The sequence below is a fragment of the Cytobacillus gottheilii genome (genome assembly GCF_900166665.1).
Classification (GTDB): domain Bacteria; phylum Bacillota; class Bacilli; order Bacillales; family Cytobacillaceae; genus Cytobacillus; species Cytobacillus gottheilii_A.
This window is the reverse complement of sequence record NZ_LT800494.1, coordinates 2567295-2580497: the sequence shown is the minus strand read 5'-3', so window position 1 is coordinate 2580497 and position 13203 is coordinate 2567295. Positions and strand designations below refer to the sequence as shown.

The following is a 13203-nucleotide window of genomic DNA, read 5'->3' as shown; positions in this document are numbered from 1 at the left end:
ATGAGTGAAATGGAGCGGAGGACCCTCGACTCCTATGGGCAATAGAGGAAAGGGTGAGACCCCGCAGGAGCTTTGCTCCGAGGAGGCTCAGCTTCCTCCCCATGGAAAGCGAGGGTCTGGAGCGCAGGTGGAACGGGCTTGTGTAAACACGTAAACCTTAAAAATGAACATTCGTGTTTTACACATAGGAATTTTGTTTTGTCCCAACCTCTTTTTGTTGTAAATTAATTTAGAAAATTTTAACTATTGGCGTGATTTCTATATTATAATCTTAGCAATATATGAAAGGGGGAGTATCCTGTGAGTGCCTGTTTTATTTGCAATAAATATGCTGGTGACTTGCCTGCTTCAAATCTGCTCATCTATGAAGATGAGTATGTGTATGCTGGTCATATTGATCGAGATGGTCAGCCAAACTACCTTGGTCACATGATGATTGATTTAAAAAGACATGCGCCATCGCTTGCTGATATGACGATGGAAGAAGCAAGATCTTTTGGGATGATGATGACTAAATTGAGTAGGGCACTAAAAGAAAGTGAGCAGGCTGAACATATTTATGCCTATGTGATGGGTGATGCAGTCCCGCATTTGCATATGCACCTTGTCCCAAGATATCCTGGTACACCCAAGGAACATTGGGGTCCAAACGCCGTTTATCATTGGGATGAGGCTCCAATGGGAAATGAAGTTGAAGTTCAAAGTCTTTGCTACCGTATAAGAAAACATCTGGAAAATGTAAATGAATAAATATGATGATTTTAAATGGATCGGCAGTCAGGAGACCTTTATAGATACGCCCAATCTAGTAAGAATTCATTCTCTCTCCTTGGGAAGGTTTGGCGGTCATTCAAGTGCAGGTCAGGCAAAAAATGAAGATGGTTGTTTAATCTGGTGTGATGAAAAAGAAGATTGGGAGTTTGTCATTCTGCTTGATGCCCATCATTCTGCAGAAAGTGCTCAGTTGATTTTAGATGAATTTGAAAAGGAAAAAAGTACGATAAAGAACGTGCTATCAGAGCCTATTCGAGGTGCTTTTAAAAAGCTTGAACAAACAGTACTCCAATTGTTTCATTCGGAAGAGTTTATAGCATCTTGCCAACAGGTTACAGGAGAAACAGCTTGTTTGATCGTATTCCGTAAAGATCAATATGTCTGGTGGTTTTCTGTCGGTGACTGTGTATTTTATCTGTTTCATAAAGAATTGGCCGCCTTAGGTCAGTTTGCAGTTAATCAAAGACAATTTTATGAATGGATCGGCAGGGTCAATACTTTTGAACAGGAAGTTCCTTGTTATAGTGTTGGAATTCGGGAATTAAGAACGGGAGAAAATCGTCTGTTTTTAACAACAGATGGTTTGCTTGAATGTCCAAATGAACCATACGCTCACCCAATACATATATATAATTCTTTCGTAAATTCAAAAAACGATACAACCGCCATGTTGTCTATGTTAAAGGTGATTCAGCATAATCATGTCAAAGATAGTACGACCATGGTTACATGGAAAATTAATAACAATAAGGAAGCTGCTCAGCCAAGCTTATAGGAATAAAGAGCAGGTATCCAAAATAAAACTCTATAACAAACTCAACAAGGCTACTTTTATGTACCCTTGTTTTTTTTATTTTCGGCAGTGAGCAATTTCGAGACGTTTCAAGTTTTTTCGGGTCGTCACTATAACGTAAAAAAATTGTACTACGAAATGCTCATGACTCATATCATAATTACTAGAAATGAGTCTGGGACATATGTATTTAGCCTAGTGGTACTTCCGAATGATTAGACGAAAAAACTTCTAATCATTCGGTTTTTGTTTGTGATTTTTGAGTGAATTGGTGCGGAGGAGCCTCGACTCCTTTGGGCAATAGAGGAAATGGTGAGGTCCAGCAGGAGTAGATTTGACGTGGAGTATCAGCTTCTGAGTCTACGAAAAAAGTGTTCCGCAGTGCAATTGGAACAGACTTATTTAGATACCCAATCCATGAAATTAAACATTCGTGTTTTAGAAATTTTATTATTTCGTTAATCAATACTTGTAAAAAGAACATACAGGCCTTTTAAATGCCTTCTCGAAAATGCCTGAAATTCCAAAATAATCTCAAAAATGAAATAAACGGAAGATAATTGAAGGATATCGTTAAAAAGGGTCGTAAATTGGCGAATATTTCTTTTTGTGTTCTTTTTATAATAGTTATATATTCTATATAACGAACAAAAAAGGATGATGAGTGATCGTGACTATGTATGGATTGACGTTCAAATACGCAGTATTAACTTTATTATTTCTATTGTTATCATTTGCCGATGAGATTAGTGTTCACGCTGATCTGCCTGACTCGGCTCCGCGTGTTGTGATTGTTTACTCATCCGAAACAGGAGAAGTAACCGAAAATGTTAAGCTGCTTGATATGCTGATTGGCCATTTTACAGCCGATATGACGTTTATTCATACTAGTAAATTAGAAGAAAGTGATATACGAAATGCCGATGTCCTATTTTACTATGGAGAAGTGGTAGAAGTGCTGCCGGCTAAAATGGAGAGGATATTTGAATCTTTTTCAAAAACAAAGGTGGCATTAGGATACAATGTCGAGTATTTAGGAGAAGACTACGATTTTATTCAAATAGGCGACAATGTACTGATCAATGAGCTGCTGCTGGTAGAAGGGAATAAAAAGAACGAGCTTGGAGATCGGCTTATTTTTCAAATGAAAGAGGAAGAGGAAACCGAGGTTCTGGTAAAAGGGGTTGGAAATGGAGTTGAGTATCCTCTTTTTGTGAAAAAGAACGAGCTTTACTATCATGCTTCTCATCAAATCGATTCTTTATTTTCCATCTATTTAGGCGAGGTATTTCATGAAGTTTTTCAAGCTGATCACCCAGAAGGTCATCCTGCCTATCTTCGGCTGGAAGACATCCATCCATTAACCGATCACACGATTTTGAAGGAAATTGCTGATATTTTTATAGAAAAAGAGATCCCTTATATTATTTCTGTTATTCCGATTTATCGTAATCCAGAGACAGGTGATGAGTATCATTTCGGGGACTTTCCGAAACTATTAGAAGTACTGAAATATATGCAGGAAAACGGAGGACGGGTTATCCTGCATGGATACACACATCAATATAAAGCAGATGAAACAGGAGAAGGCTTCGAGTTCTGGGATGTGGATGCCAATATGCCAATAACCGTACCTCCTGATCAGACGCCTGAAAAAAAGCAAAGAAGTGATTTCCAGACGGAGGAGGAGTATTTAGCGTTTTTAGCGAAACAAAAGGCTTTTGAAGTTGACTATATAAAAACAAAGGTGACGAAAGGAATACAGGATTTGGTGAGTTATGGTCTCATTCCTTATGCCTTTGAAGCCCCGCATTATACGATGAGTCAAAGCGGATATGAAATTTTGTCAGAGCATTTTTCAACCTATATCGGTCAGCTGCAGCTGGGGGATCGTGATTGGCAGATAATGGCCCCGGCTCCGTATGCAACGAACCCGACATTTCTGCATGGAATGAAGCTCCTGCCTGAAACAATCGGCTATGTTGAACCGGATAATCCTCATGCCATCGATGAAATGATGAAGAGGGCAGAGGAGATGACGGTGGTTCGAGATGGATATATTGCTGGTTTTTATCATCCGTATTTAGGTGTAGAAAAATTTAAAGAGTTAATTGGCAGAATGGAGCAGATTCCAAATCTGCAATGGATTGATCTGCAGCATACAAGCAATGTGGTTAAGGTGGATAACATTTCTGTAGCGGCGGATGAAGAAGAGGAATTGAGTGTGAATGTAGAATATTTCGGGTTATTAAAAAGCGCTCCTGAATTTTATCAGCCTAAAGTGAAATCGACCGCTACTAACACTATGTGGGTATTCGCATTCAGTGCTGGCGGAATGGTGTTGCTGTTTGTTCTGTATGCTGTTGTTATTGTCATTCGGCGCAAACGGACAGAAAAGGGGAAATTTTATGGTTAATTTTCTTTTTTATCTTAGCTTATTTCTGATCTGGTTTATGCTTATTTATCATATGTTTCTGATGCAAGGCGGCTATTTGCATTTTTTAAAGTTTCGGAAAAAAGCAGATTTATGGGAAAAGAGAATGGCATATTACCCGACTGTCAGCATTATCGTACCCGCACATAATGAGGAAGTGGTCATTAAGGACACTATTGAGGCGATGATTCGGCTTAAATATCCGCGCAAGAGGCTCGAGCTTATTATTGTCAACGATAACTCTACAGACAAAACCGGTGCCATTATCAATTCATACGCTAAAGCTTACTCGTTTATAAAGGCGGTTCATACAAAACCGCCTTATGCTGGAAGAGGAAAATCTGGAGCCCTAAATCAAGGGCTGGCGATAGCCTCCGGCGAATATATCATCGTCTATGATGCAGACAATCAGCCGGAAGAAGATGCCGTTTATTATCTTGCTCAGGCTCTGCAGAATGATCCGCGAGCTGGAGCAGTTGTAGGAAAGTTTCGCGTCATGAATGCGACGAAAAACCTGCTGACGTCATTTATTAATATCGAGACGATTACATTTCAGTGGCTGGCACAGGCAGGGAGATGGTTTTGGTTTAAGCTGGCTACCATTCCAGGCACGAATTTTGCGATCCGCAGGTCGATTTTAGAAGAGTTAGGCGGATGGGATGAGCGAGCACTATCCGAAGATACGGAACTGAGTATACGTGTTTACAATCTCGGCTATCATATTCGATTTTTTCCTGCAGCGATTACATGGGAACAAGAACCTGAAACGTTTCGAGTATGGTGGAAGCAGAGAACAAGATGGGCGCGAGGCAATCAGTATGTCATTTTGAAATTTTTCATTCAATTTTTCCAGTTGAAAAACAAGAAAGTCTATCTCGATTTATTTTATTTTCTGTTTACGTATATGTTATTTCTAGCTGGCGTGCTAGTTTCAAATCTATTATTTGTTCTAAATCTATTTTTGGATTTAGACATATCAGCAGGCGGAGTTTCACTCGTTTTGCTCGTTTTGGCGTTTCTGTTGTATGTAACAGAAATTATGCTTGCACTGAGTATTGAAAAAGAACAGGCAACATTAAAAAATATGCTTGCCGTCATCCTCATGTATTTCACCTATTCGCAAATCTGGCTGGTGCTCGTGATGTATTCGCTCTACTTAGAAGCCAAAAGAATATTATTAAAACAAGATGTGATCTGGTATAAAACGCAGCGATATAAACAGACATCATAAGCCTTTGTCAGCATGACCTGTGTGGCCATTATTTCTCGGGAAAGCGCAGGATTAGACGTTTTTCTCCTTTGTTTGTTGAAAAAGATCGAACGAAATGAGGCTGGGAGATAAGTTTTAACACAACCACAGAACCGAATGATTAGGGGTTGAATCTTTCTAATCATTCGGTTTTTTGTTTTTTTAACATTTAATATTTCTAAACATGAGTGAAATGGAGCGGAGGACCCTCGACTCCTATGGGCAATAGAGGAAAAGGTGAGACCCCGCAGGAGCTTTGCTCCGAGGAGTCTCAGCTTCCCTCCCCATGGAAAGCGAGGGTCTGGAGCGCAGGTGGAACGGGCTTGTGTAAACACGTAAACCTTGAAAATGAACATTCGTGTTTTACAAATAGTAGTTTCGTTTTGTGCCAGCCTCATTTTTCAATTTTACTTCAAAGAACAGTGCACGAAACAAGATCTTCCTATGACCCTATGACATATACAAAACCAGCAGTAAGCTAATTCCGCCCATAATCGCTGAAGAAACCAGTCCAACGAGGAGTGGCCGCAGTCCGGCAGCTTTGATTTTTTTGAAGTCCGTGCCGAGTCCGACGCTGGCCATGACCATTGTAATGATGAATTTAGCGAGGCTGCTTGTTTGCTCTGTCCAGCTTTCAGGGAGGGACACGAATGTATTCAGGGCAGCTGCGCCGGCAAAAAACAAGATAAAGACGGGAAATGATTTCTTGACTGCACTCCATTTAGTTTCCGTTCCATTAGAACCTTTAGACTTCATGGAAAATAGAAATGATAAAGCGACAGCTACTGGCACGAGCAGCAATGTCCGAATCAGCTTTACCACGACCGATGTATCACCAGCTTCATTGCTGAAGCTATATCCAGCAGCAACCACCGAAGAAGTATCATGAATAGCCGCACCTGCCCATACCCCAAAATCATGATCTGACAATGCCAGCATATTTCCAATCAATGGATAAATAACGACAGCCAATACATTGAAAGCGAATATCGTATTAACCGCGTATAGCGTTTCTTCTTCTTTTGCTTTGATGATCGAGCCTGACGTCACAATGGCTGTTGCACCGCAAATGCCTGTTCCAAGCCCAATTAACAAGGGAATATTGCCGTGTAATCCTGCCAGACGGCTAATGAAAAAGGTAAGAAATACACCTGTAATCACAGCGATAGTCACAATGATCAGGGCATCAAGACCAACCTGGAAAATTTGAGTGAAACTAAAGCCAAAACCGAGCAGTATAATCGCCAGCTTCAGCAGTTTTTTTAATGTATAGCTCACTCCAGGTCCTGCAATATCCGGAACGCTAAAGAACTGTCTAATCAAGAATCCGATTAAAAGACTGAAAACGGCTCCTCCGATGACAGGAAACAAGCTGCCTGCATAATTTGCCAGAAGAGCAATCAAAAATACAAATAGAATTCCAGGAAAATAAGTTTTTATCCATTTCGTTACTTCATTTATCATGTTTTGACCTCCAAATCTACATAACAGTTTATCTTTTATTTAAGAAAAAAACAGCTATTTTTTCTTTGTATACAATGAATTTCCTTTATGAAGATTGAATTATCTATATAACACAGATACAATGATATTGGGAAACTATGGGTACGGATCGAAAAGTAGAAATAGAATGATATGGTGAGGAGTGAGTCCGATGGAACAGCAAACAGACATCTACCGCGCAGCAAAAGAAGGAACGTTAGAGCGCGCTTTTTCAGATATGATCGCCGTTTTGCCAGGTGTGATTAGCCTAGAGCAAATGAAAGAGAGAATATTTGCTTTAAACAGTGAAGAAGTAAAATGCAGCTTGGTTCATGAAGATGAAGCAGGAATCATGATCGAATTACAATACGGAGACATCCTTCTTCCCTTTGAGATTGAAGTGAACCCGGCGCCAGAAGGCATCGAATATCAAGAATTCTTTCGTCAAGGAACACTCTTGGAGGAATCTGTTTTTGAAGAAGCGAATAATGGGACTGAGTTTTTTGTTCGTACTCTTTTTCAAGGAGATGCACTTGTAGGCTTTTATAACCAGCTTGAATTTATATGGCGGATTGCTCCTGACTTATTGTTTGTATTGGATCACAGTGCGGCCATGAAGGTGATTTCAAGAGATTATATTTCCTATTATGTAGGCAACGATATGCTGCCGGATATACAAGATTTATATACCATTCATTCCATCTATGAAGATGGCGAGCAAGAGGGGGAGTCACAATATTGGTTCCATACACATGGGCTGCTTCGGACTGGACTGACGGAAGTGGAACTGATTATTCCGAGCAGGCTTTCTTCTTACTACGGAATACCTGATCTCTTTAGTACGTTTGTTCATAATTGCTTCGAGCATGGGTATGTGCCATTGAATGAACCAGCCATCATCGCCCATGGAGCAGAAGGTGATATACGGGTCATTGCTGTTCCATGGGAAGAAGCTCTTTCCTATGTCGGCAAAAAAACAAAGGTAACGAATTTGAAAGCGATTGAACATGAAGAAGTTCGTGTGCAGCCAATTGATGCGTCCTTTGAGTTTCTTGGCAATATGGATGATCGAGATGATTATCACCAGCAGCCTGCGTGTCTATTATTCGAATTCAATCAAAATGAAAATACGATACAATGCTTTGACGTTCAGTTTACGCAAAATGAAGGCTTGATGTTTTTCAAAACAACAAGCGAAACCGAAAGAATGGCATATAATGCGAAGCAAAGCTTTGGCTATTTTGCTAATATCCTTGAAACTTATGGAGATGACGAGGCGTTTCAATTTTTAGTCAAAATTGGTATTCCTTATGCTGAAGAAGAGCATGAGCATATGTGGTTTGAGGTAACAAAGATCATGGATCAGGAAGTGGCAGGCATCCTGCTAAATGAACCCTATTTTTTGCCTGATATGAAAAAAGATCATGAATATACTCTGAATTTAGAGCAATTAACCGATTGGGTCATTTACAGAGAAGACGATCTGATTAATCCGATTAATTTATATCAATTTCTAAAATAAAAAACACGATATGAAAGGTGGCGTTTCCAATGACAGGACAAAACAGCGAGGTTCTAACGGTATAAAAAGCGGGAAATGCTCGCATTTCTCGCTGTCACAAAAGTGAGGAGAAATGCAGATGTTAACACTAAAAGGAAAATACAATGAAGCGATTTGCTATACGAATATGATAGATGATGCCACGATCGGGCAGATCATTACTTTATGTAATCAAGAATTTGCCAAAGGCAGCACCATTCGCATAATGCCAGATACTCATTCTGGTAAAGGTAGTGTGATCGGCACGACCATGACGGTGACGGACAAAGTCGTACCCAGCCTAGTAGGCGTTGATATTGGCTGCGGATTATACGTGGTAAAAATCAAAAAAGGCCGTATTAAAATGAATTTTGAAAAACTGGACCAATTGATTCGTTCCAGAATTCCAAGCGGCCATCAAACCTTTGAACAGGCAGAAGCAGCCTTTGATTTAAGTGGTGTATATGCGCCTATTCAGCAGGGCAAGGCTCAGAGAAGCCTAGGTACGCTTGGGAGCGGCAACCATTTTATTGAAGTGAATGAAGGGAAAAATGCCATCTATCTTGTTATTCATAGCGGCAGCAGAATCTTAGGAAAAGAAATTGCGGAATATCATCAAGAGGCGGCATACCAAAAGCTATCCGAGGATCGTAATAGTCGAAAGCATCATATGAAAGATTTGCAGGACCAAGGAGATGCAGAGGGCGCAGAGGCAACCGAAGAACTCCGCAATGAACATAGTGTTCCTCTTGAGCTATCGTATGTGCAAGGCGAGGACCTTCAGCGTTATTTACACGATATGAAAATTGCCCAAAGCTATGCTGCTGCGAACCGTGCGCAGATGGCGAGTACCATATTAAAAGGAATGAAATGGCATAAGGACGTGATCGAAACCTTCGATTGCCCTCATAATTATATTGATTTAGATGAGATGATTCTGCGTAAAGGCGCCGCTTCTGCAAAGAACGCACAGCAACTCATTATCCCGCTCAACATGAGAGACGGCAGCATTTTAGCAGTCGGCAAGGGCAATGCAGACTGGAATTTCTCTGCTCCTCATGGTGCGGGCAGAAGCTTGAGCCGTTCAAAAGCAAAAGCGCAAATTAGTTTAGAAAGCTATCAGAAAGCAATGAAAAAAGTGTGGACCACATCTGTTTCTAAAAAGACACTCGATGAGGCACCGCAAGCCTATAAACCAGCAAAAGAGATCGAAAAAAGCATTCAAGATACAGTGGACATCATTGAGGTGATTAAACCTTTGTATAATTTTAAAGGGTAACTCAATAAGGTTCATGTCGAAAGCTAAAGAAAAAGTGGTTGGGATGTAAGTATCAGGTTCAGTTAAATACCGAATGATTGGATAAATTTCTCCAACCATTCGGATTTTTTTATGTTTTAAACATGAGTGAAATGGAGCGGAGGACAATCGACTCCTGCGGGCAGTAGAGGAAAGGGTGAGACCCCGCAGGAGCGCCAGCGACGAGGAGGCTCAGCTTCCTCCCCGCGGAAAGCGATTGTCCGCAGCGCAATGGAACGGACATGGTTAAAGATCCAAACGATGACCATTGAATATCCACTACTTATTTCAGTCAATTTTATATTGTTTGTTTTCAGAGTTAGATTTTGCAATTCCAGTGGAGCTTCTCTCAATCAGGACAGGGTTATAAATAATAGAATCCTGTCTTAATTCTGGTGAATTTTTGTTCTCTACAGCGGAAACAATCCATTTAGCTGCATCCAATCCCATTTTCGTTTTTGGGTGCGTAACGGAAGTAAGCTTGATTTCAGACGCTTCTGCCAAATAGGAGTCATCGTACCCGACAATGGAAATATCCTCAGGAACCGTTATTCCTAAAGCTCTAAGTAAATCCAAGATTTTTAAGGCAAGGGTGTCGTTATAACAGATGATTCCTGTAGGTGCCGTATCAGACGGTATTAATCTATTTTTCATTTTGTTTAAAAGCTCTTCATTGCTATCTTCTGTTGTATAAGTGATAATCATCTCTGGAAATAATGAAATATTATTTTCTCTGAATGCCCTAATAAAGCCCTGCATCCGATTAATCCCCTGAAGATCGTCCGTCTTAAAAAAACCCACGATATTAACGTGTCCTTGTTTGATCAGATGCTCCGTAGCAAGGAATCCGCCTTTCTCATCATCAAGGATGAGATGTGGTGGATTTAATTGTGAGTAAAATTGGTTAATCATTAAATAGGGAATTTGGTTTTGTTCAAGCTGTAAATAATAGCTGATATTTGGGTTAAAGCTGCTGCTTTTTGTAGGTTCAATAATAAGTCCATCAATATTCCTGTTTAGCATCATTTCAAGACATTGTTTTTCTTTCTCTAAGTCATTATCCGTACAAGCAAGGATTAATGAAAAATCATGTTTGGTTAAATAAGATTCAATCCCTTTAATGATCGAAGGAAAAATATAATCTGATATATAAGTTGTAATTACACCGATACTTTTCCCGGGTGATTTGGAAGTACTGTTATGGTTTTCGAAGATACGATTGGAACAAAACGTTCCTGCTCCTTGTTCGCTATACAGCCAGCCCTCATGAATTAAGTCTCCTATTGCTTTACGAATTGTATGTCTGCTGACCTCAAATCTCTTTATTAATTCATTTTCGGATTGTATTTTTTCTCCTGGTTTTACATTTCCCTTAATGATCGATTCCTTAATTCTTTCTTTCACTATCATGTATTTTTTTGATTGTGCCATATCATCACCGCTTCCAAGCTGCTACGCTTACTTATACGTATATATTATGATTTAATTTTAAACAAAAGAGCGTCTTAAGTCAAAAAAAGTTCATCTTTTATGAAAAATCAAAATATTTATCTTTTCATTTATGGTAATAGATGTTAATATAACGGTAAAGTTGTACGTATAAGTTAAGAAGTATTGTTAATCTCATAAACTTGTACGAATAAAAATGACTTAATGAGGTGAATTTATTGACTAAATTTGCAATAGGCATTGATTTTGGCACTCAATCAGGAAGAGCCGTTCTTGTTGAGGTTTCTTCTGGAAAAGAAGTAGCTTCCTCGGTTAAAGAATATACCCATGGAGTTATGGATGAATGGCTTCCGGATGGAATCACAAGATTAGAAGATGATTGGGCCCTGCAGCATCCTGCAGATTATTTAGAAGTTTTACAGGTGACGATACCGGAAGTTTTACAGAAAGCAGAAGTATCAGCAGACGATGTGATTGGTTTAGGCATTGATTTTACCGCATGTACCATTCTTCCAATCGACAAAAATGGGCAACCGCTTTGTATGTTAGATGAATATGCCAGCCATCCGCATAGCTATGTAAAACTATGGAAGCACCATGCGGCCCAGGAAGAGGCCAATATTCTAAATGAAATTGCAGAAAAACGCGGAGAGAGCTTTTTAAATCGATACGGAGGGAAAATTTCATCAGAATGGATGATTCCAAAGGTATGGCAAATTCTTAACGAGGCACCAGACATTTATGAGCTTGCAGATCAAATCGTTGAAGCATCTGACTGGGTCATCTATCAGCTTACCGGTGAGTTAAAACGAAATAGCTGCACAGCTGGTTACAAAGCCATTTGGAATAAAAAGCTAGGCTATCCTTCTAAAGATTTTTTCAAATCATTGGACCCGCGGCTTGAAAATGTCGTAGAAGAAAAATTATCAGATAAAGTTTATTCGATCGGAACAAAAGCTGGTGAAATTACTTTAAAGATGGCAAACCGGATAGGATTGAATCCCGGTACGGCTGTTGCCATCGCAAATGTAGATGCCCATGTCTCAGTTCCAGCGGTGGGAATTACGGAGCCGGGAAAATTATTAATGATAATGGGTACATCCACTTGTCATATTTTGTTAGGTGAAGAAGAAAGAGTAGTACCAGGTATTTGTGGTGTCGTTGAAGATGGGGTGCTTCCAGGATTAATGGGCTATGAAGCGGGTCAGTCATGTGTAGGGGACCATTTTGAATGGTTTACTGAAAACTGTGTCCCGGCAAGCTACCATTTAGAGGCAGAGGAAAAAGGAATCGATATCCATCAGTTGTTAACAGAAAAAGCAAGTTCTTTGGCGGTTGGTGAAAGCGGTATCATTGCGCTGGATTGGTGGAATGGAAATCGATCTACACTTGTTGATGCTGATTTAACTGGATTATTGATCGGGGCAACTTTATTAACAAAACCTGAAGAAATCTATCGGGCATTAATTGAAGCAACCGCTTATGGTACTCGCATGATTGTTGAAACATTTCGCACGCACGGTGTTCCGGTCCATGATATTTACGCATGCGGGGGAATTGCCGAGAAAAATGCAATGATGATGCAGATCTACGCAGATGTTTTAAAGATGGAAATTCGCATCTCATCATCGTCCCAGACTCCAGCTCTTGGCTCAGCTATGTTTGGCGCTGTGGCTGCTGGTAAGGAACAGGGAGGATATGAAACGATTTTTGATGCAGCAGCGGTCATGGGGGGAGTTAAAGATGAAACCTATGTTCCAAATAAAAAAAATGCTGATGTATATGATCAGCTTTTTGAAGAATATCAGAAATTATACGATTACTTTGGCAGAGGGCAGAACAATATCATGAAAAGGCTAAAGAAGATTAAGAAAGATAGTCTTCAGGTGAAAGATGGGGGAGTAGTATGCTAGAAAAACTGAAGCAGGAAGTACTCGAGGCTAATCTGCAGCTTCCAAAACATCATTTAGTAACCTTTACATGGGGAAATGTAAGCGGTATCGAACGAGACCTAGGCTTAGTGGTTATTAAACCAAGTGGTGTGCCTTACGAAAATTTAAAGCTTGAGGATCTAGTTGTGGTTGACCTGGAAGGTAATGTTGTAGAAGGAAGCCTGCGTCCTTCTTCAGACACACCGACACATTTGGAGCTATATAAGGAATTTACGCAAATCGGCGGGATTGTT

10 protein-coding genes are annotated in these 13203 nt (G+C 40.0%); 8 read left to right on the top strand and 2 right to left on the bottom strand.

The features are described 5' to 3' along the window. Window positions 1-300: 300 nt before the first annotated feature. The 4 genes from B7E07_RS12710 (at window position 301) to B7E07_RS12695 (ending at window position 5232) form a co-directional block, all read left to right on the top strand. Entirely contained in the window at window positions 301-750 is a 450-nt protein-coding gene (locus B7E07_RS12710; protein WP_080845890.1) for an HIT family protein, read from the top strand. Further along, a complete protein-coding gene (locus B7E07_RS12705) occupies window positions 743-1549 on the top strand; it encodes a protein phosphatase 2C domain-containing protein (RefSeq protein ID WP_080845891.1) in 807 nt (268 codons plus the stop codon). The genes B7E07_RS12710 and B7E07_RS12705 overlap by 8 nt, the downstream gene beginning before the upstream one ends. Window positions 1550-2231: 682 nt before the next feature. Then, the gene (locus tag B7E07_RS12700) at window positions 2232-3983 is read left to right on the top strand and encodes a polysaccharide deacetylase family protein (protein WP_139785631.1); all 1752 of its coding nucleotides are present in this window, start codon (window positions 2232-2234) and stop codon (window positions 3981-3983) included. Further along, window positions 3976-5232 carry a glycosyltransferase family 2 protein gene (locus B7E07_RS12695; protein ID WP_080846213.1) on the top strand — a complete coding sequence of 419 codons (1257 nt, stop codon included), beginning with the start codon at window positions 3976-3978 and terminating at the stop codon, window positions 5230-5232. Before B7E07_RS12700 ends, B7E07_RS12695 begins: the two co-directional genes overlap by 8 nt. 468 nt (window positions 5233-5700) lie before the next feature. On the opposite strand, the gene B7E07_RS12690 is transcribed toward B7E07_RS12695, so the two are convergent. After that, window positions 5701-6714: a YeiH family protein gene (locus B7E07_RS12690; RefSeq protein WP_080846212.1), complete on the bottom strand. Its 1014-nt coding sequence runs from the start codon at window positions 6712-6714 to the stop codon at window positions 5701-5703. A gap of 190 nt (window positions 6715-6904) precedes the next feature. Between B7E07_RS12690 and B7E07_RS12685 the strand changes: the two genes are divergently transcribed. Together B7E07_RS12685 and B7E07_RS12680 are read left to right on the top strand one after the other, a co-directional pair. Then, window positions 6905-8254: a DUF4026 domain-containing protein gene (locus B7E07_RS12685; protein ID WP_080846211.1), complete on the top strand. Its 1350-nt coding sequence runs from the start codon at window positions 6905-6907 to the stop codon at window positions 8252-8254. Between the two features lie 118 nt (window positions 8255-8372). Beyond that, complete coding sequence (locus tag B7E07_RS12680; protein ID WP_080846210.1) at window positions 8373-9551, top strand: RtcB family protein; 1179 nt, start codon at window positions 8373-8375, stop codon at window positions 9549-9551. A 306-nt stretch (window positions 9552-9857) separates the two neighbouring features. Here B7E07_RS12680 and B7E07_RS12675 read toward each other — a convergent pair whose 3' ends face one another. Then, window positions 9858-11000, bottom strand: coding sequence for a GntR family transcriptional regulator (locus tag B7E07_RS12675; RefSeq protein ID WP_080846209.1), 1143 nt, complete (start codon window positions 10998-11000; stop codon window positions 9858-9860). Between the two features lie 236 nt (window positions 11001-11236). Here B7E07_RS12675 and araB point away from each other — a divergent pair, with 236 nt between their 5' ends. Next, window positions 11237-12931, top strand: a complete 1695-nt coding sequence (gene araB / locus B7E07_RS12670) for a ribulokinase (protein WP_080846208.1) — start codon at window positions 11237-11239, stop codon at window positions 12929-12931. Further along, the coding region (locus B7E07_RS12665) for a class II aldolase/adducin family protein (RefSeq protein WP_176215200.1) at window positions 12925-13203 on the top strand (279 nt) is incomplete at its 3' end. The genes araB and B7E07_RS12665, both read left to right, overlap by 7 nt.